The following is a 25,055-nucleotide window of genomic DNA, read 5'->3' on the forward strand; positions in this document are numbered from 1 at the left end:
CGACGCGACGAGCGTCGTCGTCGCGTCAGGTCGCGGTGCCGCGTCGATAGAGGCTGAGGGCAACCGCCAGCCCGGCAAGCATGCCGGCGCAGCCGCGATTGAGCCATTTCAGCGCTCTGTCGGACATGACCTTCATCGCGTGATAGCCACTCGCCGCGTAAACTCCCATCAACAGAACGTCGATCGTAGCCGTCAGAATCGCCAGCGTCGCGTACTGGGCCGCGACGTTCGATTGGGGCTGGATAAACTGCGGCAGGAATGCCGAAAAGAACAGCAAGCCTTTCGGATTTGACAGTGCGACAAGCAGCGAGCGTTTGAATGCGGAGCGGCCGTCGCGTGCACCGTCCGCTTGCACGGCGTCGGCCGACGGCAGGGATGTCGGGGCACGCCAGAGCGCCCAGGCGAGGTAGAGCAGGTACGCGGCGCCCGCCCACTTCAGCATGACGAACAGGTGTTCCGACGCTTGCATGAGTGCGCCGAGCCCACATCCGAGCGCGCCGATCAGAATCAGGTCGGACAGCGCGGCTCCGGCGATGCCGTAAGCCGCGATGCGCATGCCGCGTGTGGCGCCGTTGTTCAGCGCCAGCAACATCGTCGGGCCGGGCGTGACCGTGACGGCGGATACGGTGATGACATACAGCACAAGTGTCGTCGAATTCATGCCGCGGCTCCTCGAGTGCAGAGGGGCCAGTCTACGCGAGATCGAGGCGCCAGCCTGCCGGCGTCACTCCCCCATCGCAACGCCTTCACGCCGCGGGTCCGCGCCGCCGAACCACACGGTCTGCCCCTGCACGTTCAGCCGCTGGATCCCCTGCAGCCCCGAGTTCATCTCGACGACCTGCACGTCGTGCCCGCGGCCCTTCAGCCCGTCGGCGAGCGCGTCCGACACGCGGCCGCGCTCGAGCTGCGTCGGCCCGTTCATCGACCCGAAGTTCGGCAGCGCGATCGCCTGCTGCATCGTCATGCCCCAGGCGAGCACGCCGACCAGCGTCTTCGCGACGTGATTGATGATCGCGGGGCCGCCGGCCGAGCCGACGATCATCGTCACCTGCTTCGTCCTCTTGTCGAACACGAGCTCCGGCGACATCGCCGAACGCGGCCGCTTGCCGGGCTGCACGCGGTTCGCGACCGGCCGGCCGTTGTCGTTCGACACGAACGAGAAATCGGTGAGCTGGTTGTTCAGCATGAAGCCGCGCACCATCAGCCGGGAGCCGAACGCATCCTCGATGCTCGTCGTCATCGACAGCGCCTGGCCGTAGCGATCGACGATCGCGATGTCGGACGTCGAAGGCAATTCGGGGCTGCGATCGTCGGCCATCGCGAGCGTCGCGCCCTGCGGCGCGCCGGCCTGCGCGACGCCCATGCTGCTGTCGCCGATCAGCCGCGCGCGCTGCGCGAGGTAGGTCCTGTCGGTGAGGCTTGCCCAGTTGCCGCCCGGCAGCGGCACGAAATCGGGATCGGCGACATAGCGCGCGCGGTCCGCATACGCGAGGCGCCCGGCTTCGCTGAACAGGTGCGCGGCGAACGGCGTCGGCTCGTAGCCGACGTCGTTGCGCACCGGCTTCTGCGCGCCGATCTGCTGCCAGTCGGGCATCGCCTCGAGGATGCCGAGCATCTGCGCGATCGCGAGGCCGCCCGACGACGGCGGCGGCATCCCGCAGACGACCGAGCGCCGGTAGTCGGCGCACAGCGGCGTGCGCGCCTTCGCCTTGTAGCGCGCGAGGTCCTGGAGCGACAGCAGGCCCGGATTGGTCGGGTGCTTGCGCACCTTGGTGACGATGTCGCGCGCGATCGCGCCGGTGTAGAACGCGTTCGCGCCGCGGTCGGCGACCTGGCGCAGCACGGTCGCGAGCGCGGGGTTCTTCAGCACCGTGCCGGCCGCCTTCGGCGAGCCGTCCGGGTTGTAGAAGTACGCACGCGCGACCGGGTCGTTCTTCAGGTACTTGTCGTTTGCGATCAGCGTCGCGAGCCGCGGGCTGATCGTGAAGCCGTGCTCGGCGAGCCGGATCGCGGGCTGGAACAGCCGGCGCCACGGCAGCTTGCCGTGTGCGCGGTGCGCGGCGTCGAGCATGCGCAGCACGCCCGGCGTGCCGACCGAGCGCCCGCCGACGACACCTTCGTAGAAGCCCATCGGCTGGCCGGTCGGCCCGTAGAACAGGCGGTCGGTTGCGGCGGCCGGCGCGGTTTCGCGGCCGTCGTACGCCTGCGTCGCGTTGCCGTCGAAGTACAGCATGAACGCGCCGCCGCCGATCCCCGACGATTGCGGCTCGACGAGCGCGAGCACCATCTGCGTCGCGATCGCGGCGTCGATCGCGGTGCCGCCGGCCTTCAGCATCTCGTAGCCGGCCTGCGTCGCGAGCGGGTTCGCGGCCGCGATCATGCTGTGCTGCGAAGTCCAGCCCGGCTTGTCGACCCAGCCGGACGACAGTTCGGGTGCATGGATGCCGGGCAGCGGCACGGCTGCGTCCGACGCGGCGGCAACCGGGACGACGGCGCCCGACGGCGCGGACGGGGACGTGCAGCCGGCGTTGAGAGCGACGAGCGCGACGGCGGCGAGCAGCGTCCAGGGACGCGAATGCGGACGAATCCGGTCGAACATTGAACCCTCGGCAGCAGTGAATTCGAATGAAGCGATGGTGCGGGCGCAACGGGGCTGCGCGCCCCGGCGCGCTATTGTCGCCGCGCGGCCGGCGGATTGTCACCCGACAGGAAACCCTGACGCATCCCGCCGGGCCCGCCCCGGCCGGTCTTTCCGGCCTGTTCGAGGATGAACTCTATGAACGTCGACGTCGCGCGCGTGTGGTGCCGGTTCGGCATGTAGAGCATGTACATGTGCGTGCCGAAGATGCTGAGCCGATACGCGTCGAGCGACGTGACGACGGCGCCGCGCCGCATGTCGTCCTGCATCACGTAGTCGGGCACGATGCCGACGCCGATCCCCGCGAGGATCGCCTGGCGCAGGAACAGGAAGTTCTCCGAAATCAGCGTGGGCTCGAGCAGCACCTCGTGCCGCTCGTCGCCGAGATACGCGGCGATCCTGAGCTGGCGGCCCATCACCGTCGCGGTGACGACCGGCGCGGCGGCCAGCGCGCCGAGGCTCGCGGGCATCCCGTGCGCGGCTGCGAATGCGGCCGACGCGCACGCGACGTAGCGCACCGCGCCCATGTCGCGCGCGACGAGGTTCTGCGGTGGCTCGGGCATCACGCGCACCGCGATGTCGATCTCGTCGCGCATCAGGTCTTCCACGCGGTTCTCGAACACGACGTCGAGCACGATGCCCGGGTGCAGCCGCTTGAACGCGAGCAGCCATTCGGACATCACCATCTGCCCATAGCCGCTCGGCACCGACAGCCGCACGCGGCCCTGCAGGTCCTGGCCGAGCGTCGTCACCGATTCCTCCGCGGCGAGCAGCTCGTTGCGGATGCGCCGGCCGTGTTCGTACAGCTTCAGCCCGATCTCGGTCGGCTCGATGCGCCGCGTCGTGCGCCGCACGAGCTGCTGGCCGATCGAGCGCTCGAGCTGGTTCAGCCGGTAGCTGACGTTCGCGCGGCTCATCTTGAGCCGTTGCGCGGCCTTGCTGAGATTGCCGGCGTCGAGGATCTCGACGAGCAGCGTCAGCGCGTTCAGGTCCATGCGTTTCGCTCCTGATCCGTCCCGTTTAACGGTCGGAAAGCAATCAGTGTCAAGTCAGACTTGACAGCTTGTAAAGGCGAGAGGGAATTGTCAATGAATCTCGATCAATCGAGAATCGGTGCATGTCTGGTGCATATGACAGGACAGGAGACACCATGAATTCACCCACCACACCCCAAGCCGGCACGGTCACGCGCGAGCGGCGCGACAAGGTGCTCGTCGTCACGATCGACCATCCGCCCGTCAACGCGCTGTCGGCCGACGTGCGGCGCGGTCTCGCCGACGCGCTCGACGCCGCACAGGCCGACGACGCGATCCGCGCGGTGCTGATCGTCGGCGCCGGCCGCAACTTCATCGCGGGCGCCGACATCCGCGAATTCGGCAAGCCGCCGGTGCCGCCGTCGCTGCCCGACGTGTGCGAGCGGATCGAGTCCAGCGCGAAGCCGGTCGTGGTCGCGCTGCACGGCGCGACGCTCGGCGGCGGCCTCGAAGTCGCGCTGGCCGCGCATTACCGGCTCGCGGTGCCCGGCGCGAAGCTCGGGCTGCCCGAAGTCACGCTCGGCCTGCTGCCCGGCGCGGGCGGCACGCAGCGCGCGCCGCGCCTGATCGGCGCGAAGGCCGCGCTCGACCTGATGCTGACGGGCCGCCACGCGAGCGCGGACGAAGCGCTCGCGCTCGGCCTCGTCGATCGCGTCGCGCACAGCGACGACACGCTCGCCGAAGGCCTTGCCTATGCGCAGGAACTCGTGTCGCTCGGCGCGCTGGCACGCCGCACGCGCGATGCGCAGGGGCTCGCCGATCGCGCGGCCGCGCAGGCCGCGATCGACGCAACGCGCGCGGAACTGCCGAAGAAGTCGCGCGGTCTGTTCTCGCCGGCGAAGATCGTCGATGCGGTCGAGGCCGCGCTCACGCAGTCGTTCGACGCGGGGATGGCGTTCGAACGCAGCCTGTTCCTGCAGTGCATCGACAGCCCGCAGCGCGCGGGCCTCGTGCATGCGTTCTTCGCGGAGCGCGAAGCGGCGAAGGCGCCCGAGGCGCGGCGCGCGAGCGCGCGGCCGGTCGAGCGGATCGGCGTGGTCGGCGGCGGCACGATGGGCGCGGGCATCGCGGTCGCGGCACTCGACGCCGGGCTGCCGGTGACGATGATCGAACGCGACGAAGCGTCGCTCGCGCGCGGCCGCGCGCACGTCGAGAAGGTGTACGACGGCCTCGTCGCGAAAGGGCGGATGACGCCGGCCGCGTACGCGGCGCGGCTCGCGCGCTTCAAGGGCAGCACGTCGTACGACGCGCTCGCGCAGGCCGACGTCGTGATCGAGGCCGTGTTCGAGGACATGACGGTGAAGAAGGCCGTGTTCGCCGAGCTCGCGCGCGTCTGCAAGCCGGGTGCGGTGCTCGCGACCAACACGTCGTATCTCGACATCGACGAACTGGCCGCGAGCATCGACCGGCCGGCCGACGTGATCGGCCTGCATTTCTTCTCGCCGGCCAACGTGATGAAGCTGCTCGAGATCGTCGTGCCGGCACGCGTCGGCGCGGATGTCGTCGCGACCGCGTTCGCGCTCGCCAAGCAGTTGAAGAAGACGCCGGTGCGCGCGGGCGTATGCGACGGCTTCATCGGCAACCGGATCCTCGCCGTCTATCGCACGGCGGCCGACTACCTGATGGAAGACGGCGCGTCGCCGTACCAGATCGATCGCGCGGTGCGCGAATTCGGCTTCCCGATGGGACCGTTCCAGGTGGTCGATCTCGCGGGCGGCGACATCGGCTGGGCGACCCGCAAGCGCCGCGCGGCAACGCGCGATCCGCGCGCGCGCTACGTGGAGATTTCCGACCGGCTGTGCGAGCGCGGCTGGTTCGGGCAGAAGACGTCGCGCGGCTACTACCTGTATCCGGACGGCGCGCGCGCCGGCACGCCGGACCCGGAAGTCGAAACGATCGTCGCGGCAGAACGCGCGAAGAAGGGTGTCACGCCGCGCACGTTCACCGACGACGAGATCCTGCGCCGCTACCTCGCAGCGATGATCAACGAAGGCGCGAATGTCGTGCACGAAAAGATCGCGCTGCGCCCGCTCGATGTCGACGCGGTGTTCCTGTACGGCTACGGTTTCCCGCGCTATCGCGGCGGCCCGATGCACTACGCGGACACGGTCGGCCTCGCGAACGTGCTCGCCGATATCCGCGCGTTCGCGAAGGAAGATCCGCTGTTCTGGAAGCCGTCGCCGCTGATCGTCGAACTCGTCGCGCGCGGCGCGGATTTCGCGAGCCTGAACCGCATCGACTGAACGCCAACCGCATTCGCAACGGACCGAAGATGGACCTCGATTTCACTCCCGAAGAGGAAGCCTTCCGCACGGAAGTGCAGCGCTTCCTGCAAGCCGAACTGCCCGAGCGCATCGCGCGCAAGGTGAAGGGCGGCCTGCACCTCACGCGCGACGACATGCGCGAATGGCATGCGATCCTCAACGCGCGCGGCTGGCTCGCGAGCCACTGGCCGCGCGAATACGGCGGCCCCGGCTGGAGCGTCGCGCAGAAGTTCCTGTTCGACAACGAATGCGCGCTCGCCGGTGCGCCGCGCATCGTGCCGTTCGGCGTGAACATGCTCGGCCCCGTGCTGATCAAGTACGGCAACGAAGCGCAAAAGCGCCACTGGCTGCCGCGCATCCTCGACGGCACCGACTGGTGGTGCCAGGGCTACTCGGAACCCGGCGCCGGTTCCGATCTCGCGGCGGTGAAGACGAGCGCGGTGCGCGGCGTTGACGCGCAGGGCGAGCACTACATCGTGAACGGCCAGAAGACGTGGACCACGCTCGGCCACTACGCGAACATGATCTTCTGCCTCGTGCGCACCGCGACCGACGTGCGCAAGCAGGAAGGCATCAGCTTCCTGCTGATCGACATGAACACGCCGGGCGTCGACGTGCGCCCGATCATCACGTTCGATGGCGAGCACGAGGTGAACGAGGTGTTCTTCACCGACGTGCGCGTGCCGGCGGAAAACCTCGTCGGCGAGGAGAACCGCGGCTGGACCTACGCGAAATTCCTGCTCACGTACGAGCGCACCAACATCGCCGGGATCGGCTTCTCGACGGCCGCGCTCGACCGGCTGCGCGCGGTGGCCGCGAAGGTGACGAAGAACGGCCGGCCGCTCGCGGACGATCCGTTCTTCGCGGCGCGCGTCGCACGCGTCGAGATCGAGCTCGAGAACATGCGCACGACCAACCTGCGCGTGCTGGCCGCGGTCGCGGGCGGCGGCGCGCCGGGCGCGGAAAGCTCGATGCTGAAGATCCGCGGCACGCAGATCCGCCAGGAGATCACGTCGCTGATGCGGCGCGCGATGGGGCCGTACGCGCAGCCGTTCATCGACGAGGCGCTCGATGCCGATTACGACGGCGAACCGGTCGGCCCGGACGACGCCGCGAGCGCCGCGCAGCAGTACTTCAACAACCGCAAGCTGTCGATCTTCGGCGGCTCGAACGAGATCCAGAAGAACATCATCGCGAAGATGATGCTTGGGCTGTAACGAGGAGCGCGACGATGGATTTCCAGCACACAGAAGACCGCCGGATGCTGGCGGACACGTTGAACCGCTTCATCGCCGAACAGTACGCGTTCCCGGTGCGCGATCGCATCGCGCAGTCGGCCGAAGGCTTCGATCGCGCGATGTGGCAGCGCTTTGCCGAGCTCGGCACGGTCGGCGCGTTGTTTTCCGAAGCCGACGGCGGCTTCGGCGGCGCGGGTTTCGATATCGCGGTGGTGTTCGAATGCCTCGGGCGCGGGCTCGTCGTCGAGCCGTTTCTCGGCGCATTGCTGGCCGGCCGCGCGTTGTCGCTCGCCGGCGGCGATGCGCATCGCGACAAGCTCGCGGCGCTGATCGACGGCAGCGCGAGCGCCGCGTTCGCGCACGACGAGCCGGGCTCGCACTATGAACTGACGACCGTGCGCACGCGTGCCGAACGCTCGGGCGACGGCTGGGTGCTGACGGGCGCGAAGGGCGTCGTCGACCAGGCCGCGCAGGCGGCGTTCTTCGTCGTCAGCGCGCGCGTGTCGGGCCACGACGACGATGCGGCCGGCATCGGCCTGTTCGTCGTGCCGGCCGATGCGCCGGGCGTATCGCTGCGCGACTACCGGAAAATCGACGGCGGCCGCGCGGCCGAGGTGCGGTTCGATCGCGTCGCGCTGCCGGCCGATGCCGCGCTCGGCGATCCGGACGTCGAGCGCGACGGCGAAGCGGGCGCGGCGCTGCTCGAACGCGTGCTCGGCTACGGGCTGCTCGCGCTGTCGGCGGAAGCGCTCGGCGCGATGGACGTCGCGAAGGAACACACGCTCGACTACCTGCGCACGCGCAAGCAGTTCGGATTGCCGATCGGCAGCTTCCAGGCGCTGCAGCACCGGATGGCCGACCTGCTGCTCGAAGTCGAGCAGGCGCGTTCGGCCGTGATCAACGCGGCCGCGCAGCTCGATGCGCCGCGCGCGGTGCGCGAACGCGCGCTCGCGGCGGCGAAATACAGCATCGGCCGGATCGGCACGCTCGTCGCCGAGGAGAGCATCCAGTTGCACGGCGGGATCGGGATGACGTGGGAGCTGCCGCTGTCGCATTACGCGAAACGCCTCGTGATGATCGATCACCAGCTCGGCGACGAGGATCACCATCTCGCGCGCTATATCGCGCTGTCGAAACAGTAAAAGCGGACAACGCGAATGGAGGAGACAAGAATGACGAACGAACCGCGCGCATTGCCGCTGGCCGGCGTGAGGGTGCTCGATTTCTCGCGCGTGCTCGCGGGCCCATGGTGTGCGATGGTGCTCGCCGATTTCGGCGCGGAGGTGATCAAGGTCGAGCATCCGGCGCGCGGTGACGACACGCGTGACTGGGGGCTGCGGATCGGCGACACCGAGACTACGTATTTCAACAGCGTGAATCGCAGCAAGCGCTCGATCTGCCTGGACTTGCAGACCGAAGACGGGCAGCGCGTCGCGCGCGAGCTGGCCGCGCAGGTCGACGTGCTGGTCCACAACTTCAAGTTCGGCGGCGCGGAAAGGCTCGGCCTCGGCTACGACGCGCTGGCCGAACTGAACCCGCGCCTCGTGCACTGCGCGATTTCCGGCTACGACCGTTCGGGCGCCGAGGCCGCGCGGCCCGGCTACGACCTCGTCGTGCAGGGCGAGGCCGGGCTGATGGCGCTGAACGGCGAGGCCGGCCAGCCGCCGCTGAAGTTCGGCGTCGCGGCGGTCGACCTGTTCACCGGCATGTATTCGGCGCAGGCGATCCTCGCCGCGCTCTACGAGCGCCATGCGACCGGGCGCGGGCGGCGCATCGAGATGGCGCTGTTCGACTGCGGGCTGATGATCACCGCGTACTACGGGCTCGACGCGCTGCTGATGGGCGAGGACCCGCCGCGCTACGGCAACGCGCATCCGTCGATCGTGCCGTACGGCGTGTTCGATGCGGCCGACGGCCCGCTCGTGATCACCGTCGGCAACAACACGCAGTTCGCGCGCTTCTGCGATGCGATCGAGCGGCCCGATCTCGCGGCTGACGCGCGCTACAAGACCAACCTCGGACGCTCCGAAAACCGGGCCGATTTGCTGCCCGAGCTTCGCCGCGAACTCGCGCGCCGATCGCGCGCGACGCTGCTTGCGGCGCTCGCCGATGCAGGCATTCCGTGCGGCGAAGTGCTCGGGCTGCACGAAGCGCTGCGGTCCGAGCGCGCGACCAGCGCGGGGCTCGTCACGCGGCAGCCGCATCCGGTCGCGGGCGGTGTCGACGTGCTCGCGCCGCCGTATCGTTTCGACGGCGCGCGGCTGCCGGTGCGCGGCGCGCCGCCGGTGCTGGGCGCGGATACGGATGCGGTGCTCGGCGGCTGGCTCGGGATGTCGGCCGACGAGGTTGCGCGGCTGCGTGCGGATCGCATCGTGTAACGCGTTTTTTACCGCCGCGGCGCGGGCGGATCGATTGACGCGCCGACCATCCACAAGACAACCCTCGCGAAACGACGAGGGGCCCTGCGGGGACTGGGGGCGGCGCTCGAGCGCCGATTCCGGTCGATCGCGAAGCATGGGACCGGAGCAAGCGCTAAAGCGCCGATTCCGGTCGACCGCGAAGCATGGGACCAGAGTAAGCGCCAAAGCGCCAACTCCGGTCCACATAGGAGACAACATGGAGCTTTCCGTCATCGAATCGGTCACGGCGCGCCGCGACTACCAGCAACTCGTGCGCGCGCGGCGCCGCTTCAGCTTCACGCTGACGGCGCTGATGATCGCGACCTACTACGGCTTCATCCTGCTAGTCGCGCTCGCGCCGCACGTGCTCGCGGCGCCGCTGTATCGCGGCGCGACGACGACGGTCGGGATCGCCGTGGGCGTCGCGATCATCCTGGTCGCGATCGGCCTGACCGCGTGCTACGTGCTGCGCGCGAATCGTGCGTTCGACCGCCGGGTCGACGCGATCCTGCAGCGTTCGTAACGGAGGCCGACATGCGACGCACATCGATCGCGCTCGGCGCGCTTGCCTCTCTCGTTTCCTCCGCCGCCCATGCGGTATCGGTCGCGGGCCCGATGCCCGACAAGGTCGAGCTGAACCCGGTCGCGATCGGGATGTTCTTCGCGTTCGTGTTCGCGACGCTCGCGCTCACGCGCTGGGCCGCGCGCCGCACGCGCTCGACGCGCGACTTCTACACGGCCGGCGGCGGCATCACCGGGCTGCAGAACGGCCTCGCGATCGCGGGCGACTACATGTCGGCCGCGTCGTTCCTCGGGCTGTCCGGGATGGTGTTCATGTTCGGCTTCGACGGGCTCATCTACTCGATCGGCTTTCTGGTCGGCTGGCCGTTCGTGATGTTCCTGATCGCCGAACCGCTGCGCAACCTCGGCAAGTTCACGTTCGTCGACGTCGTCGCGTACCGCTTCGCGCAGCGGCCGATCCGGCTGCTGACCTCCGCGAACGCGCTGACGATCGTCGTGCTGTACCTCGTCGTGCAGATGGTCGGCGCGGGCAAGCTGATCCAGCTGCTGTTCGGGCTGTCGTACGGCACGGCGGAGCTGATCGTCGGCGTGCTGATGGTCGTCTACGTGTTCTTCGGCGGGATGACGGCGACCACCTGGGTGCAGGTGATCAAGGCCGTGCTGCTGCTGTGCGGCGCGACGCTGCTCGTGTTGCTCGCGCTCGGCGAATTCGGCTTCAGCGTCGACGAGATGTTCCGCCGCGCGGTGGCCGTGCATCCGGGCGCGCTCGGCATCATGGGGCCCGGCAAGCTGATCCGCGATCCGGCCAACGCGCTGTCGCTCGGCATCGCGCTGATGTTCGGCACCGCTGGCTTCCCGCACATCCTGATGCGCTTCTTCACGGTGCCGAACGCGAAGGAGGCGCGCAAGTCGGTGCTCTACGCGACCGGCTTCATCGGCTACTTCTACCTGCTGACCTTCGTGATCGGCTTCTCGGCGATCGTGCTGCTCGCGCAGCATCCGGAATTCTTCAAGCTCGGCGCGAACGGCACGTTCAACCTGACGCACGACCTGCTCGGCGGCTCGAACATGGTCGCGGTGAAGCTCGCGCAGGCGGTCGGCGGGAACTGGTTCTACGGCTTTATCGCGGCCGTCACGTTCGCGACGATCCTCGCGGTGGTCGCGGGCCTGACGCTCGCCGGCGCGACGACGATCTCGCACGACCTGTATGCGCAGATGTGGGCGCGCGGCAAGCCCGACGAGCGTCTGGAGATGCGCATCTCGCGTGCGGCGACGATCGGGCTGTCGGCGGTGGCGATCGGGTTGTCGATCCTGTTCGAGCACGTGAACGTCGCGTTCATGGTCGGGCTCGTCGCGGCGGTGGCCGCGAGCGCGAATTTCCCGGTGCTCGCGATGTCGATCTTCTGGCGCGGGATGACGACGCGCGGCGCGGTGCTCGGCGGCGGCCTCGGCCTCGTGTCGGCAGTGGCGCTCACGGTGCTGTCGAAATCGGTGTGGGTCGACGTGCTGCACCACGCGCACGCGCCGGTGTTCCTCGACAACCCGGCGCTCGTGTCGGTGCCGCTCGCGTTCATCGGGATCGTCGTCGGCTCGCTCGCGGATCGCGGCGAGCGCGCGCGGCGCGAGCGCGACGCGTTCGCGCAGCAGGAGTTCTACGCGCAGACGGGCCTGCTGGCCGGCGAGGCCGTGCAGCACTGATTCGTCTGATCAAAGTGCCAATCCGTCCGGATCGCCGGACGGATATTTTCCGGAAATCCGGAATCCCGGATTTCCTTGCCTGCCGCATTATGAGAAATTCAATGAAAACAACGGTTTGAGGGGTTGCGGAAAGCTGGCATCGACCTTGCGATATAAAACGCATGGCCGCCCACTCGGCCTGACTATTAAACCAAGGAGACAATCGATGACCACTGCCTTCCTCCCCCTCCGGATGTCTTGAGGCATCGCTTGTTGCGGCACGGCAGCCGCGCGGGCGAGTGACTCCCCTGACATTCGTCCGCGCGCGTGACGCCGTTTCCACCGGCTCATCTACTTCAGCAGGAACCATCGTGAAGAAGAAACCCTTCTACAAAGTGCTCTATGTGCAGGTGATCTTCGCCATCATCGTCGGCGTGATCCTCGGCCACTACTACCCGGCGCTCGCCACCGACATGAAGCCGCTCGGCGACGGGTTCATCAAGCTGATCAAGATGGTGATCGGTCCGATCATCTTCTGTACGGTCGTCACCGGCATCGCCGGCATGGAGGACATGAAGAAGGTGGGCCGCGTCGGCGGCAAGGCGCTGCTGTACTTCGAGATCGTGTCGACCTTCGCGCTGCTGCTCGGCCTCGCGGCCACGCACATCCTGCGTCCGGGCGTCGGCTTCAACATCGATCCGGCGACGCTGAACGGCAAGGAAGTCGCGTCGTACGCGGCGAAGGCGCACGGGCAGTCGACGGTCGACTTCCTGATGCACATCATCCCGAACACGATGGTCGATGCGTTCGCGCAGGGCGAAATCCTGCAGATCCTGCTGATCGCGCTGCTGTTCGGCAGCGTGCTCGCGCACCTCGGCGAGCGCGGCAAGGTCGTCACCGACTTCATCGACGGGCTCACGCGCGTGCTGTTCGGCATCGTGCACATCGTCACGAAGCTGGCACCGATCGGCGCGTTCGGCGCGATGGCGTTCACGATCGGCAAGTACGGCGTCGGCTCGCTGGTGCCGCTGCTCAAGCTGATCGGCACGTTCTACCTGACGTCGGTCGTGTTCGTGCTCGTCGTGCTCGGCGCGATCGCACGCTTCACGGGCTTCTCGATCATCCGCTTCGTGTCCTACATCAAGGAAGAGCTGCTGATCGTGCTCGGCACGAGCTCGTCGGAAGCCGCGCTGCCGCAGCTGATGGAAAAGCTCGAGAAGGCCGGCTGCTCGCGTTCGGTCGTCGGCCTCGTCGTGCCGACCGGCTATTCGTTCAACCTCGACGGCACCAACATCTACATGACGATGGCCGTGCTGTTCATCGCGCAGGCGACCAACATCGAACTGACGTGGATGCAGCAGCTCACGCTGCTGGCGGTCGCGATGCTGACGTCGAAGGGCGCGAGCGGCGTGACGGGCGCGGGCTTCATCACGCTCGCCGCGACGCTGGCCGTCGTGCCGACGATCCCGCTGTCGGGCATGGTGCTGATCCTCGGCATCGACCGCTTCATGAGCGAATGCCGCGCGCTGACCAACATCGTCGGCAACGGCGTCGCGACGGTCGTCGTGTCGGCCTGGGAGAAGGAGCTCGACCGCACCAAGCTGAGCCAGGCGCTGAAGGGCGGCGGCGAGGTCTCGGCGACCGAGACGGCCGGCGTTTGACATCATGAAGGAGCAGGCGGCGGCACCGCCCGCCGGCGGCGCGGCACGCGGCGACAATCCGGAGGCCTATGACACAATAGGCGATCCGCATCGCCAGGAAGCCTCGACCGTGAAGCGCCGCCTGCTCATCCTCGTCGTGCTTGCCGCCGCGCTCGTCGCGGCGTGCGCGCTGACGTGGACGATTACCTGGCAACGCGGCGTCGCCGAGCTGCAGCGCAACGCCGCGGTGCGCGTCGACCGCACCACCAACGCGCTCAAGAGCACGCTCGACCGCTACGAATCGCTGCCTTATCTGCTCGGCAGTCATCCGTATGTGCAGGATCTGCTCGCCGAGCCGAAGCGCGGCGACTACACCGCGCGCGTCAACCGCTATCTCGAAGATCTCAACGAACACGCGCACGCGACTGTCACCTACGTGATCGGCGCGGACGGCCTGTGCGTCGCCGCCAGCAACTGGCGCGCGCCCGACAGCTTCGTCGGGATCGAATACCGTTTCCGCCCTTATTTCCTCGACGCGATGAACGGCCAGGTCGGCCGCTTCTTCGGGATCGGCACGATCTCGCGCGATCCCGGCTACTACATCTCGCAGCCCGTGTGGCGCGACGGCAAGATCGCGGGCGTCGTCGTCGTGAAGCTCAATCTCGAATGGTTCCAGGGCGCCGATGCGTCCGAGCCGCTCGTCGTCGTGGACGATCACGGCGTCGTGTTCCTGTCGTCGGTGCCCGCGTGGAAGTACCACACGCTACGGCCGTTGACGGGGCCCGTTGCCGCGTCGATCTACGAGACGCGCCAGTACGCGCAGCAACCCGTCACGCCGCTGCCGCTGCGCGTCGAGCAGACGCTCGGCGCCGATGCGGAGATCGTGCGCCTCGGCGCGGGCCTGCGCGCGCCGCGTTTCCTGGCCAGCAAGCGCCGGATCGGCGAGCCCGACTGGCTGCTCGTCACGCTCGCACCGATCGCGCCGGTCGACGCCGATGCGCGCAACGCGACGATCGTCACGGGCTTTGGTTTCGTGTCGGTCGCGCTGCTCGCGTTCTATTGGCGGATGCGCCGCGCGCGCGTGCGCGAAATGATCCGCGGCCGCGCGTTGTTGCAGCAGGCGTACGCGGAGCTGAACCGGCGTGTCGAGGAGCGTACGGCCGATCTGTCGGAAGCGAACGAGCAATTGCAGAAGGAAGTCGGCGACCGGATCCGCGCGGAGCAGGAGTTGCGCGCCGCGCACGACGAACTGATCCAGGCGAGCAAGCTCGCCGCGCTCGGCCAGATGGCGGCCGGCATCACGCACGAACTGAACCAGCCGCTCGCGGCGCTGCGCAGCTTCTCGGACAACACGCGCGTGCTGCTCGATCGCGGCGAGCAGGCGGCCGCGCGCGAGAACCTCGAGGCGATCGCCGCGCTCACCGAGCGGATGGGCAAGATCACCAACCAGTTGAAGCTGTTCGTCGGCCGCGCGAAGCCGCGCAACGAGCGGGCGCTCGTCGTGCGCGCGCTGCGCAGCGTGCTGTCGCTGCTCGGCGATCGCCTGCGCGGCGTCGCGCTGACGCTGACGTTGCGGGACTCGACCGTATCGCCCGCGCACGACGACCAACGGAAGTCCCCGCAGGACGCACCGCTCGATCTGGCGCGCGACTATCCCGAGCTCGTTGCGCGTTGCGAGGACCTGCGCCTCGAGCAGGTGCTGATCAACCTGCTCGGCAACGCGCTCGACGCGGTTGCGGGCATCGCGGCGCCCGCGATCGAAGTGACGATCGCGGTGTCGGCCGCGACGCTCGCGGTCGAGGTGCGCGACAACGGCCCCGGCATCGCGCCCGACCTGTTGCCGCGCCTGTTCGAGCCGTTCTTCACGACCAAGGAAATGGGGCGCGGGCTCGGGCTCGGCCTCGCGATCTCGTCGTCGATCGCGAGCGACGCGGGCGGTGCGCTGACCGCGCGCAACGCGCCGTCGGGCGGCGCGCTGTTCGTCTTGACGCTGCGGCGCGCACGCACGCATCATCCGGACTCGGTGTCCGAGCCGGCGGGCTCGCATTGAGCAAGCGCCCGCCGCAGGCCCGGTCGGCGAACGACCGGCATCAACGCCGCCGCGCGCACGATAGCGCCGCGCGGCCCGTCAGGAGCAAGTGAGTACGATGGCCAACCGGCTGCAAGTGATCTATATCGAAGACGATGCGCTCGTTCGCCGGGCGAGCGTACAGAGCCTCCAGCTGGCGGGCTTCGACGTCGCCGGCTTCGAGTCGGCCGAAGCGGCCGAGAAGGCGATCGTCGCGGACACGGCCGGCGCGATCGTCAGCGACATCCGGCTGCCCGGCGCAAGCGGGCTCGACGTGCTCGCGCAGTGCCGCGAGCGCGTGCCCGACGTGCCCGTGATCCTCGTCACCGGGCACGGCGACATCTCGATGGCCGTGCAGGCGATGCGCGACGGCGCGTACGACTTCATCGAAAAGCCGTTCGCGGCCGAGCGCCTGATCGAGACGGTGCGCCGCGCGCTCGAACGGCGCGAGCTCGTGCTCGAGAACCATGCGCTGCGGCGCGAGCTGGCCGGGCAGAACGTCGTCGCGCCGCGCATCATCGGCCGCAGCCCCGCGATCGAGCAGGTGCGCAAGCTGATCGCGAATGTCGCGCCCACCGACGCGTCGGTGCTGATCAACGGCGACACCGGCGCCGGCAAGGAACTGATCGCGCGCAGCCTCCACGAGCTGTCGCCGCGCCGCGACAAGCCGTTCATCGCGGTGAATTGCGGCGCGCTGCCCGAGCCGATGTTCGAGTCGGAGATGTTCGGCTACGAGCCCGGCGCGTTTACCGGCGCCGCGAAGCGGCGCGTCGGCAAGCTCGAATACGCGTCCGGCGGCACGCTGTTCCTCGACGAAATCGAAAGCATGCCGCTCGCGCTGCAGGTGAAGCTGCTGCGCGTGCTGCAGGACGGCGTGCTGGAGCGGCTCGGCTCGAACCAGCCGATCCGCGTGAACTGCCGCGTCGTCGCGGCCGCGAAGGGCGACATGAGCGAGCTCGTCGCGGCCGGCACGTTCCGGCGCGACCTGCTGTACCGGCTCAACGTCGTGACGATCGCACTGCCGCCGCTCGCCGAGCGCCGCGAGGACATCGTGCCGCTGTTCGAGCACTTCATGCTCGATGCGGCCGTGCGCTACGGGCGGCCCGCACCCGTGCTGACCGACCGGCAGCGCGCGAGCCTGATGCAGCGCGACTGGCCCGGCAACGTGCGCGAGCTGCACAACGCGGCCGACCGTTTCGTGCTCGGCGTGGCCGACATGCCGCAGGAAACGGGCGCGGGCGGCGACGCTGCCGACAACGAGCAGACGCTGAAGGAGCGCATCGAGCAGTTCGAGCGCGCGGTGATCGCCGAGGCGCTGAACCAGACGGGCGGCGCGGTCGCCGCGACGGCCGACCGGCTGCATGTCGGCAAGGCGACGCTGTACGAGAAGATGAAGCGCTACGGGCTGTCGGCGAAAGGCGAAACCGAGCGCTGAAAAGCAAACGGACCGTGGAGCCGGGATAGCCGGTCGTGCGGTCCGTCTTGGGAGAAGGGCGCTGCGCGCGGCCCTTCGATCCGGATCAGCCGGCGCTCAGGCCGCGTTGCTGTCGAGCGCCTTCTTGAGCAGCGCGTCGAGTTCCGCGAACTGCGGTGCGCCGACGTAGCGCTTCAGGATCTTGCCGTTCTTGTCGACGACGAAGGTCGTCGGCGTGAGCTGCACGTTGCCGAACTGCTTCGCGACGCTGCCGTCGTCGAGCGCGACCTTGAACGGCAACTGGCGCGTCTGCGCGTAGTTCGCGACGTACATCGGCGGATCGTAGTTCATCGCGACCGCGACGAATTCCAGCCCCTGACCCTTGAAGCGATTATAGGTATCGACCATCTGCGGCATTTCCTGCATGCAGGTCGCGCAGCTCGTCGCCCAGAAGTTCACGAGATAGACCTTGCCCTTCAGGTCGCCGGTGGTCGAGACCTTCTGGCCCGACAGCAGCGTGAAGGTCGCGTCCGGCACGCTGGACTTGCCGTTGAACGCGAAGAAGCCGGCTACGGCGATGGCCGCGACGACGGCGGCCGCGACGATGTAGCGGACGGGGCCGGCACTGCGGCGGGCGGGAGGCGTGGGGTTCATCTGCGGTGCTCTCGGAGTCGGTCGATGACGCGGATCAATGCAATGCAAAGGACGTCGAAATTCGGCGCTTATTTTAGCGCGAATGCGGTGCGCGCACCGGCGGTGGCCACGCATCCCGGTTTTCACGTTCGGCGGATAATGGCCCTTTTTGCCCGCCCGATCCACGCCATGCCGAAGGAAGTCATCGATTCGTTGCGCCCCCTTTTTCGTCCGCTGCGACACTTCGCCGCGCTCGCCTGCGTGAGCGCCGCGCTGGCCGCGTGCTCGCCGTCGTACGACTGGCGCACGCTGCACAACGACGCCGGCTACACGATCGACCTGCCGGCGAAGCCGACCGTCGAGGAGCAGCCGGTTGCGATCGGCGGCACGTCGATGCCGATGCGGATGCAGGCCGCGCACGTCGACGGCGCGGTGTTCGCGGTCGGCACACTGACGCTGCCCGACGACCGCGACGACACGCGCCGCGCGGCGCTCGAGTTCCTGCGCGCCGGGCTGTCGCGCAATCTTGAAGGCGCGCCGCAGACGGCTTCGGTGCCCGTGCCGCTCGCGGCCGGCGGCGCGGTGAACGGGCTCGAGCTGCGCATCGCGGGCGCGGCCGCCGGCGGCGATCGCGCGCGCAAGACGATCGTCGCGCGGCTCGCCGCGCGTGGCCGGCATGCGTACCAGGCCGTCGCGATCGCCGACGGGCCGCTCGCTCAGGAGCAGCTCGACCAGTTTTTCGGCTCGTTCAAACTCGACTGACGACGGCCGGCGACGGCGCTCGGACACTGTGCGACAACTGAAAGTTCATTCGCAGCTTTCGACGCTAATCGCCGGATTTTGCGAGGGTTTTTCGGCTATCCACAGCGCTTGTGGATAACTTTGTTGAAAAGTCGGCCGGATTTCCCGCTGAGCCGCGCCGGGCGGCCCTCCGGCCCGTTTCGCTGCTCGTCGGCGTTTTGGGAAATTTCAATAAAAACAAAGAGATATGAATTTTGCGATGAACGAGCCCCGGCGAGTCGTGATCCGGGGCCAGATTCGCGAAATTGTGCATAAGTCAAGTCTTGACAGCCGGATTTTGTCCTCCGAGGGCGCTCAGAGCGATGTAAGCACGCGCCGATAGCGGATCGCCTCGGCGATCTGCGCGGCCGTCGGCAGCGGGTCGCCGGCCAGGTCGGCGATCGTCCGCGCGACCTTCAGCACGCGGAAATACGCGCGCGCCGACCAGCCGAAGCGCTCGCCGGCCTCGCGCAGCAGCCGCTCGCCTTCGTCGGTCGGCCGGCACAGGTCGTCGGTCTCGCGGCCGCTCAGCATGTGATTCGTCTTGCCCTGCCGGCCGAGCTGCAGCGCGCGCGCCTGCGCAACCCGCGCGGCGACCGCCGCGCTCGGCTCGCCGGGCGCCGACGCACGCGACGCGAGTTCGGCCGGCGACAGCGCGGGCAGGTCGATCTGGATGTCGATGCGGTCGACGAGCGGCCCCGACAGCTTGCGCAGGTAGCGCGCGGCGACGTCCGGCGTGCAGCGGCAGCGCCCGGACGGATCGCCGTGCCAGCCGCACGGGCATGGGTTCATCGCGGCGATCAGCTGGCACGCGGCCGGGAAATCGGCTTGCTGCGCCGCGCGCGAGATCGTGATGCGGCCGGCTTCCAGCGGCTCGCGCAGCATCTCGAGCACGTGCCGGTCGAATTCCGGCAGTTCGTCGAGGAACAGCACGCCGAGGTGCGCGAGCGTGATTTCGCCAGGTTGCGGCGGGTTGCGGCCGCCGACCAGCGCGGCGGCGCTCGACGAGTGATGCGGCGCGCGGAACGGCCGCCGGCGCCACTGCGCGGGCGAGAAGCCGATGCGGCTCGCGGAAAGGAGCGCGGCCGACGTCAGCGCCTCGTCGTCGGTCAGCGGCGGCAGGAGGCCGGCCAGCCGCGCGGCCAGCATCGACTTGCCGGCTCCCGGCGGCCCGACCATCAGCATGTGGTGACCACCCGCGGCGGCGACTTCCAGCGCGCGCCGGGCGCCGCGCTGGCCGACCACGTCCGCGAGGTCGGGCGCGGCCGGTACCGGCAGGCCGTCGAGACAGGGCGCCGCGACCGGTGCGAGCCGCCCGTCGGGCGCATCGGCGAGGTGCGCGCACAGCGCGGGCAGGTCGGGTGCGCCGAACACGGTGACGCCCGGCACGAGCGCCGCTTCGGCCGCGCTGTCGAGCGGCAGGTATAGCTCGGGTGGCCGCGACGTTGCCGCAGAGCCGGACAGGGCGACCGGATCCGGGCCCGGGCCGGAACCGAGGCCCGATCCGGTTTCGCCCGCGCGCCAGTCCCGTGCCGCGCCGCACGCCATCGCGAACGCGCCGCGCATCGGCCGCAGCGCGCCGGTCAGCGATAGCTCGCCGGCGAATTCGCGGCCGGCCAGCGCGTCGGCCGGGATCTGGCCGTTCGCCGCGAGGATGCCGAGCGCGATCGGCAGGTCGAACCGGCCCGACTCCTTCGGCAGGTCGGCCGGCGCGAGGTTGACGGTGATCCGGCGCACGGGGAATTCGAAGCCGCAGTTCTGCAGCGCGGCGCGGACGCGCTCGCGGCTTTCGCGGACTTCGAGATCGGGCAGGCCGACGATCGCGAACGACGGCAATCCGTTGGCGAGATGGACTTCGACGGTGACGTCCGGCGCGCGGCCGGATGCGGGCGCGCGACTGCGCACCACGGCGAGCGACATGGCGAGGCTCCTGTAAACAGACGGGCGACGGCCGTTCGGGGCCGCATGCCGCGGGAATCGGAGGAATCGATGCGCGCTTGCCGGCGTGGCGCGGGGAAAGAACGAGGCACTGCGGAACGACGGACTGCGAAGAGCGATGAACAGCGAAGAGCGGGGAGCTGCGAAGAACGACGAACTACGAAGTACTGCGAAGAGCGGGGGCTGCGAAGAACGGCGGACTACGAAGAACGGCGGTACGGCTTCGGGGCGGCGGGCGCGGGCCGCGCGAGGCGGCCCGCGCCCGGACCTTGCGGTCGGGTGGCGGGTGTCAGGCCTGCGGCGCCGCGAGCTTCTGCTCGAGTTCCGCGACGCGCTTTTCGAGTTCCTCGAGGCGCACGCGGGTGCGGGCAAGCACCTGCGCCTGCGTGTCGAATTCCTCGCGCGTGACGAGATCGAGCTTCGAGAAGCCTTGCGACAGCATGGCCTTCACGTTGCGCTCGACGTCCTTGGCCGGCGAGTTTTTCAGCAGGTCGCTGACGCGCGACTGCAGATCGTTGAAAACGTCGCTGGGTTGTTTCATGTGATTCCCCTTCCTTGCACAAAAATTGTGCATCTTCAGTTGCGTACGTGCCCATGATGCACGCATGACCGGAAATGGTGCGCGCGGAGCGCGAATTCCGGGCATGGCGCCCGCATGGGTGAATGCCCCGGTGATCCGGGACGTGCGTGCACTCTAGCAACGATCCTTTCGCCGCGCCAGCAAACCGGGCCACGTTGGCCATTCGGCCGGGCTTCCGCACCTTACATCACGGGATGCGACCCCGTTCCAGGGCCCTTCGAAATGGTGCTCGGGCAAACATGGCATGCGAGTTGCTGAGAAGAGTCCGTTACAACATTCCAACCAATTCGACGGGACAACCCAGCGAGAGGACTTCATGAAACTCATTACCGCAATCATCAAGCCGTTCAAGCTCGATGAGACGCGCGAAGCGCTGTCGGCGCTCGGCGTCTCCGGCATCACGGTGACGGAGGTGAAAGGGTTCGGGCGCCAGAAGGGGCATACCGAGCTGTATCGCGGCGCCGAATACGTGGTCGATTTCCTGCCGAAGATGAAGATCGAGGCGGCCGTGTCCGACGATCTGGTCGACCAGGCGGTCGAGGCGATCGAGCGGGCCGCGCGCACCGGCAAGATCGGCGACGGCAAGATCTTCGTCACGCCGATCGAACAAGTGATCCGGATTCGCACCGGGGAGACGGGCGCTGACGCGCTGTAACAGAACAGACAAGACAAGCGACAAGAGGAAACCCAAGATGCGCAAACTTCTGATGTCCCTGCTGATGGCCGGCTCGCTGATCGCGGCCGGCGTCGGCCCCGCGCTCGCCGACGACGCGGCGTCCGCCGCGGCTGCGTCCGCGCCCGCCGCAACGGCTTCCGACGCATCGGCTGCCGCGGCACCCGCCGCGACGGCAAGCGCCGCGCCTGACGCATCCGCCGCAGCGGCCGCCGCCGCACCGGCTTCGGGCGCCGCCGCCGACGCATCGGCCGCCGCCGCTGCGTCCGCGCCGGCCGCACCCGCCGCGCCGACCGCACCGTTCTCCGTCGATTCGTCGAAGATCAGCGCCGGCGACACCGCGTGGATGCTGACGTCCACCGCGCTCGTGCTGTTCATGACGATCCCCGGCCTCGCGCTGTTCTACGCGGGCATGGTCCGCAAGAAGAACGTGCTCGCGACCGTGATGCAGAGCTTCGCGATCACCGCGGTGATCACGGTGCTGTGGACGGTGGTCGGCTACAGCCTCGCGTTCACGCCGGGCAACGGCTTCATCGGCGGCCTGTCGCGCGTGTTCCTGCACGGGATGAACTACATCAAGGGCGACAAGGCGACGACGCTGACCGTCAGCCATCTGGCGACGACGATTCCGGAATCGGTCTACTTCGTCTACCAGATGACGTTCGCGATCATCACGCCGGCGCTGATCTGCGGTGCGTTCGCCGACCGGATGAAGTTCTCGGCGATGCTCGTGTTCATGACGCTCTGGTCGCTGATCGTCTATGTGCCGATCGCGCACATGGTGTGGGAGCCGACCGGCTGGCTGTCGGCCGACGGCGTGCTCGACTTCGCGGGCGGCACGGTGGTGCACATCAACGCCGGTATCGCGGGCCTCGTGTCGTGCCTGGTGCTCGGCAAGCGTGTCGGCTACGGTCGCGAATCGATGGCGCCGCACAACCTCGTGCTGACGATGATCGGCGGCTCGATGCTGTGGGTCGGCTGGTTCGGCTTCAACGCGGGCTCCGCGGTCGCGGCCGACGGCCGTGCCGGCTTCGCGATGCTGACCACGCAAGTGGCGACGGCCTGCGCGGCGCTCGGCTGGATGTTTGCCGAATGGATCGCGAAGGGCAAGCCGTCGGTGCTCGGCATCGTGTCGGGTGCGGTCGCGGGTCTCGTGGCGATCACGCCGGCTGCCGGTTTCGTCGGCGTGGCGGGCGCGCTCGTGATCGGCATCGCGGCGGGCGTGATCTGCTTCTGGTCGGCCACGTGGCTCAAGTCGAAGCTCGGCTACGACGATTCGCTCGACGCGTTCGGCGTGCACGGCGTGGGCGGGATTCTCGGCGCGCTGCTGACGGGCGTGTTCGCGGTCAAGGACATCGGCGGCGCCGACGGCAGCCTGCTGCTGCAGGCGAAGGGCGTGCTGATCACGCTGGTCTACAGCGGCGTGCTGAGCTTCGTGCTGCTGAAGCTGATCGACCTGACGATCGGCCTGCGCGTGTCCGAAGAGGAAGAGCGCGAAGGCCTCGACGTGATCCTGCACGGCGAGCATGTCGAATAAGTCATAAGGATGCACGGCGGGCCGCCGCGACGACGGCGCCCGCCACGAATGAGCGCAGCGACTTCGGCCCGCCCACCCGGCGGGCTTTTTTTCTCCTGCCGCCTGCTGCCGTAGCGCATAACCCTTCGCGCTATCGGGTCAATAGCCGAAAACTTCCTCCAAACCCTTGCGAAGCCGGGAACAATCCCCAAATGGGCAGGGCAATTGCTCTACAATCTTCATTCTCCCGCTCGCGAGTGATTCATGGTTCCCCACCTCGTTACCGCGTTGAACGGTCCGCTGCTCGAACTCGAGCAGAAGATCCTCGACGCGACGCCTGCGATCGAACGCTGGTTCAGGCTCGAATGGCAGGAACATACCCCGCCGTTCTATTGTTCGGTGGACCTGCGCAACGCCGGCTTCAAGCTGGCGCCCGTCGACGCGAACCTGTTCCCCGGCGCGTTCAACAATCTGCCGTCCGAAGTGCTGCCGCTCGCCGTACAGGCCGCGATGGCCGCGATCGAGAAGATCTGCCCGGACGCGAAGAACCTGCTCGTGATTCCCGAGCTGCCGACCCGCAACGCGTTCTACCTGGAAAACGTCGCGCGCCTCGCGACGATCATGCGCCAGGCCGGCCTGAACGTGCGCTTCGGCTCGCTCGACCCGAGCATCACCGACATGACGCCGATCACGCTGGCCGACGGCCAGAAGATCGTGCTCGAACCGCTCGAGCGTTCGCAGCGCCGCCTCGGCCTGAAGAATTTCGATCCGTGCTCGATCCTGCTGAACAACGACCTGTCGGCCGGCATCCCGGCCGTGCTGGAAAACCTGCACGAGCAGTACCTGCTGCCACCGCTGCACGCGGGCTGGGCCGTGCGCCGCAAGTCGACGCACTTCTCGTGCTACGACGACGTCGCGAAGAAGTTCGCGAAGATGGTCGGCGTCGATCCATGGATGGTGAATCCGTATTTCGCGCACGTCGAAGGCGTCGACTGGCAGGGCCATGAAGGCGAGCAGGCGCTCGCCGACGCGATCGACGGCGTGCTGAAGAAGATCGCGCGCAAGTACCGCGAATACGGGATCAGCGAGAAGCCGTTCGTCGTCGTGAAGGCCGACGCGGGCACGGCGGGGCGCGGCGTGATGACCGTGCACGACGCGGCCGAGATCGGCCGCATGTCGAAGGCCGAGCGCGCGCAGATGGCCGAGTCGAAGGCCGGCCTCGCGGTGCGCGACGTGATCGTGCAGGAAGGCGTCTATACGTTCGAGCGCGTCGGCGACGAAGTGGCCGAGCCCGTCGTGTACATGATCGACCGCTACGTGGTCGGCGGCTTCTACCGCACGCACGGCGGTCGCGAGCGCGACCAGAACCTGAACGCGCCCGGCATGCACTACGTGCCGCTCGGCTTCGAGCACACCGCGCTGCCGGATGCCGGCGCGAAGCCGGGCGCCGCGCCGCCGAACCGTTTCTACATGTACGGCGTCGTCGCGCGGCTGTCGCTGATCGCGTCGTCGATCGAACTGGAAAAGACCGATCCCGAAGCCATCCAGGTGTAACCGGGCTTCGCTACGCACAGGATTCGCATGGATATTCTCTTTATCGCCGACCCGCTCGAGCGCTTCAAGATCTACAAGGATTCGACCTACGCGATGATGGCGGAGGCCGCGCGGCGCGGGCACGTGATCTACACGTGCGAGCCGCACCAGCTTGCGTGGACGGGGTCGGGCGTCGAGGCGGACGTGCAGCGCGTGACGATCGTCGGCGATACGGCCGACCTGCATCGCCATCCGTGGTACGAGGCGGCCGCGCTTGAATCCCGTCAAATGACGTCGTTCGGCGCGGTGCTGATGCGCAAGGATCCGCCGTTCGACATGGAGTACGTGACGGCCACGTGGATGCTCGAACTGGCCGAGCGCGCGGGCGCGCGCGTGTTCAACAAGCCGCAGTCGATCCGCGACCATTCGGAGAAGCTGGCGATCGGCGAGTTTCCGCAATTCGTCGCGCCGACGCTGGTCACGCGCGATGCCGCGCGGTTGCGCGCGT

19 protein-coding genes and 1 pseudogene are annotated in these 25,055 nt (G+C 68.4%); 14 read left to right on the forward strand and 6 right to left on the reverse strand.

Annotated elements, in window-relative coordinates; all coding sequences use genetic code 11:
* Positions 1-25 precede the first annotated feature (25 nt).
* The 3 genes from GD429_RS35375 to GD429_RS35385 all read right to left on the reverse strand — a co-directional run bounded on the left by GD429_RS35375 (position 26) and on the right by GD429_RS35385 (position 3,633).
* Entirely contained in the window at positions 26-661 is a 636-nt protein-coding gene (locus GD429_RS35375) for a LysE family translocator (RefSeq protein ID WP_152864233.1), read from the reverse strand.
* A 63-nt stretch (positions 662-724) separates the two neighbouring features.
* The gene (ggt, locus tag GD429_RS35380; RefSeq protein WP_152864234.1) at positions 725-2,599 is read right to left on the reverse strand and encodes a gamma-glutamyltransferase; all 1,875 of its coding nucleotides are present in this window, start codon (positions 2,597-2,599) and stop codon (positions 725-727) included.
* Positions 2,600-2,670: 71 nt separating this feature from the next.
* Positions 2,671-3,633 carry a LysR family transcriptional regulator gene (locus GD429_RS35385; RefSeq protein WP_047899118.1) on the reverse strand — a complete coding sequence of 321 codons (963 nt, stop codon included), beginning with the start codon at positions 3,631-3,633 and terminating at the stop codon, positions 2,671-2,673.
* 155 nt (positions 3,634-3,788) lie between these two features.
* Between GD429_RS35385 and GD429_RS35390 the strand changes: the two genes are divergently transcribed.
* From GD429_RS35390 to GD429_RS35430, 9 genes are all read left to right on the forward strand, one after another.
* Positions 3,789-5,915, forward strand: coding sequence for a 3-hydroxyacyl-CoA dehydrogenase NAD-binding domain-containing protein (locus GD429_RS35390; RefSeq protein ID WP_152864236.1), 2,127 nt, complete (start codon positions 3,789-3,791; stop codon positions 5,913-5,915).
* A gap of 29 nt (positions 5,916-5,944) precedes the next feature.
* The gene (locus tag GD429_RS35395) at positions 5,945-7,153 is read left to right on the forward strand and encodes an acyl-CoA dehydrogenase family protein (RefSeq protein WP_152864238.1); all 1,209 of its coding nucleotides are present in this window, start codon (positions 5,945-5,947) and stop codon (positions 7,151-7,153) included.
* A gap of 14 nt (positions 7,154-7,167) precedes the next feature.
* Positions 7,168-8,316 (forward strand): acyl-CoA dehydrogenase family protein, encoded by a 1,149-nt coding sequence (locus GD429_RS35400; RefSeq protein WP_152864240.1) that lies wholly within the window; start codon positions 7,168-7,170, stop codon positions 8,314-8,316.
* Positions 8,317-8,346: 30 nt separating this feature from the next.
* On the forward strand, positions 8,347-9,552 hold the full coding sequence (locus GD429_RS35405) for a CaiB/BaiF CoA transferase family protein (protein WP_152864242.1): 1,206 nt from the start codon (positions 8,347-8,349) through the stop codon (positions 9,550-9,552).
* Positions 9,553-9,790: 238 nt separating this feature from the next.
* Complete coding sequence (locus tag GD429_RS35410; RefSeq protein ID WP_059233105.1) at positions 9,791-10,096, forward strand: DUF485 domain-containing protein; 306 nt, start codon at positions 9,791-9,793, stop codon at positions 10,094-10,096.
* A gap of 11 nt (positions 10,097-10,107) precedes the next feature.
* Positions 10,108-11,793, forward strand: coding sequence for a cation acetate symporter (locus tag GD429_RS35415; protein WP_152864244.1), 1,686 nt, complete (start codon positions 10,108-10,110; stop codon positions 11,791-11,793).
* A gap of 350 nt (positions 11,794-12,143) precedes the next feature.
* Positions 12,144-13,433 carry a dicarboxylate/amino acid:cation symporter gene (locus tag GD429_RS35420; RefSeq protein ID WP_321575097.1) on the forward strand — a complete coding sequence of 430 codons (1,290 nt, stop codon included), beginning with the start codon at positions 12,144-12,146 and terminating at the stop codon, positions 13,431-13,433.
* Between the two features lie 4 nt (positions 13,434-13,437).
* On the forward strand, positions 13,438-15,462 hold the full coding sequence (locus GD429_RS35425; protein ID WP_152864246.1) for a sensor histidine kinase: 2,025 nt from the start codon (positions 13,438-13,440) through the stop codon (positions 15,460-15,462).
* Positions 15,463-15,559: 97 nt separating this feature from the next.
* The gene (locus GD429_RS35430) at positions 15,560-16,915 is read left to right on the forward strand and encodes a sigma-54-dependent transcriptional regulator (protein ID WP_034179129.1); all 1,356 of its coding nucleotides are present in this window, start codon (positions 15,560-15,562) and stop codon (positions 16,913-16,915) included.
* Positions 16,916-17,011: 96 nt separating this feature from the next.
* Here the strand turns inward: GD429_RS35430 and GD429_RS35435 are convergent, their stop codons facing one another.
* Positions 17,012-17,548, reverse strand: a complete 537-nt coding sequence (locus GD429_RS35435) for a TlpA disulfide reductase family protein (protein ID WP_152864248.1) — start codon at positions 17,546-17,548, stop codon at positions 17,012-17,014.
* A gap of 168 nt (positions 17,549-17,716) precedes the next feature.
* Here GD429_RS35435 and GD429_RS35440 point away from each other — a divergent pair, with 168 nt between their 5' ends.
* On the forward strand, positions 17,717-18,289 hold the full coding sequence (locus GD429_RS35440) for a hypothetical protein (RefSeq protein ID WP_152864250.1): 573 nt from the start codon (positions 17,717-17,719) through the stop codon (positions 18,287-18,289).
* Between the two features lie 333 nt (positions 18,290-18,622).
* Here the strand turns inward: GD429_RS35440 and GD429_RS35450 are convergent, their stop codons facing one another.
* Together GD429_RS35450 and GD429_RS35455 are read right to left on the reverse strand one after the other, a co-directional pair.
* A complete protein-coding gene (locus GD429_RS35450) occupies positions 18,623-20,227 on the reverse strand; it encodes a YifB family Mg chelatase-like AAA ATPase (RefSeq protein ID WP_152864254.1) in 1,605 nt (534 codons plus the stop codon).
* 307 nt (positions 20,228-20,534) lie between these two features.
* Entirely contained in the window at positions 20,535-20,786 is a 252-nt protein-coding gene (locus tag GD429_RS35455; protein ID WP_006489451.1) for an accessory factor UbiK family protein, read from the reverse strand.
* A gap of 355 nt (positions 20,787-21,141) precedes the next feature.
* Between GD429_RS35455 and GD429_RS35460 the strand changes: the two genes are divergently transcribed.
* From GD429_RS35460 to GD429_RS35475, 4 genes and pseudogenes are all read left to right on the forward strand, one after another.
* On the forward strand, positions 21,142-21,480 hold the full coding sequence (locus GD429_RS35460) for a P-II family nitrogen regulator (protein ID WP_006398175.1): 339 nt from the start codon (positions 21,142-21,144) through the stop codon (positions 21,478-21,480).
* Positions 21,481-21,517: 37 nt separating this feature from the next.
* Positions 21,518-23,035 carry an ammonium transporter gene (locus GD429_RS35465; protein ID WP_152864256.1) on the forward strand — a complete coding sequence of 506 codons (1,518 nt, stop codon included), beginning with the start codon at positions 21,518-21,520 and terminating at the stop codon, positions 23,033-23,035.
* Between the two features lie 243 nt (positions 23,036-23,278).
* A complete protein-coding gene (gshA, locus tag GD429_RS35470) occupies positions 23,279-24,568 on the forward strand; it encodes a glutamate--cysteine ligase (protein ID WP_047899105.1) in 1,290 nt (429 codons plus the stop codon).
* A gap of 27 nt (positions 24,569-24,595) precedes the next feature.
* A pseudogene (locus GD429_RS35475) lies at positions 24,596-25,055 on the forward strand (glutathione synthase); the annotation flags it as partial.

Source organism: Burkholderia sp. BE17, assembly GCF_009362305.1.
GTDB classification, from domain to species: domain Bacteria; phylum Pseudomonadota; class Gammaproteobacteria; order Burkholderiales; family Burkholderiaceae; genus Burkholderia; species Burkholderia pyrrocinia_C.

Bases quoted from the DNA above. Each gene is read 5' to 3' on its own strand.
- GD429_RS35385 (WP_047899118.1), bottom strand. From the start codon at position 3,633: ATGGACCTGAACGCGCTGACGCTGCTCGTCGAGATCCTCGACGCCGGC.
- GD429_RS35460 (WP_006398175.1), top strand. From the start codon at position 21,142: ATGAAACTCATTACCGCAATCATCAAGCCGTTCAAGCTCGATGAGACG.
- GD429_RS35430 (WP_034179129.1), top strand. From the start codon at position 15,560: ATGGCCAACCGGCTGCAAGTGATCTATATCGAAGACGATGCGCTCGTT.
- GD429_RS35410 (WP_059233105.1), top strand. From the start codon at position 9,791: ATGGAGCTTTCCGTCATCGAATCGGTCACGGCGCGCCGCGACTACCAG.
- GD429_RS35415 (WP_152864244.1), top strand. From the start codon at position 10,108: ATGCGACGCACATCGATCGCGCTCGGCGCGCTTGCCTCTCTCGTTTCC.
- GD429_RS35405 (WP_152864242.1), top strand. From the start codon at position 8,347: ATGACGAACGAACCGCGCGCATTGCCGCTGGCCGGCGTGAGGGTGCTC.
- GD429_RS35395 (WP_152864238.1), top strand. From the start codon at position 5,945: ATGGACCTCGATTTCACTCCCGAAGAGGAAGCCTTCCGCACGGAAGTG.
- GD429_RS35400 (WP_152864240.1), top strand. From the start codon at position 7,168: ATGGATTTCCAGCACACAGAAGACCGCCGGATGCTGGCGGACACGTTG.
- ggt (WP_152864234.1), bottom strand. From the start codon at position 2,599: ATGTTCGACCGGATTCGTCCGCATTCGCGTCCCTGGACGCTGCTCGCC.
- GD429_RS35425 (WP_152864246.1), top strand. From the start codon at position 13,438: ATGAAGGAGCAGGCGGCGGCACCGCCCGCCGGCGGCGCGGCACGCGGC.
- GD429_RS35450 (WP_152864254.1), bottom strand. From the start codon at position 20,227: ATGTCGCTCGCCGTGGTGCGCAGTCGCGCGCCCGCATCCGGCCGCGCG.
- GD429_RS35375 (WP_152864233.1), bottom strand. From the start codon at position 661: ATGAATTCGACGACACTTGTGCTGTATGTCATCACCGTATCCGCCGTC.
- GD429_RS35390 (WP_152864236.1), top strand. From the start codon at position 3,789: ATGAATTCACCCACCACACCCCAAGCCGGCACGGTCACGCGCGAGCGG.
- GD429_RS35465 (WP_152864256.1), top strand. From the start codon at position 21,518: ATGCGCAAACTTCTGATGTCCCTGCTGATGGCCGGCTCGCTGATCGCG.
- GD429_RS35435 (WP_152864248.1), bottom strand. From the start codon at position 17,548: ATGAACCCCACGCCTCCCGCCCGCCGCAGTGCCGGCCCCGTCCGCTAC.
- GD429_RS35440 (WP_152864250.1), top strand. From the start codon at position 17,717: ATGCCGAAGGAAGTCATCGATTCGTTGCGCCCCCTTTTTCGTCCGCTG.
- gshA (WP_047899105.1), top strand. From the start codon at position 23,279: ATGGTTCCCCACCTCGTTACCGCGTTGAACGGTCCGCTGCTCGAACTC.
- GD429_RS35455 (WP_006489451.1), bottom strand. From the start codon at position 20,786: ATGAAACAACCCAGCGACGTTTTCAACGATCTGCAGTCGCGCGTCAGC.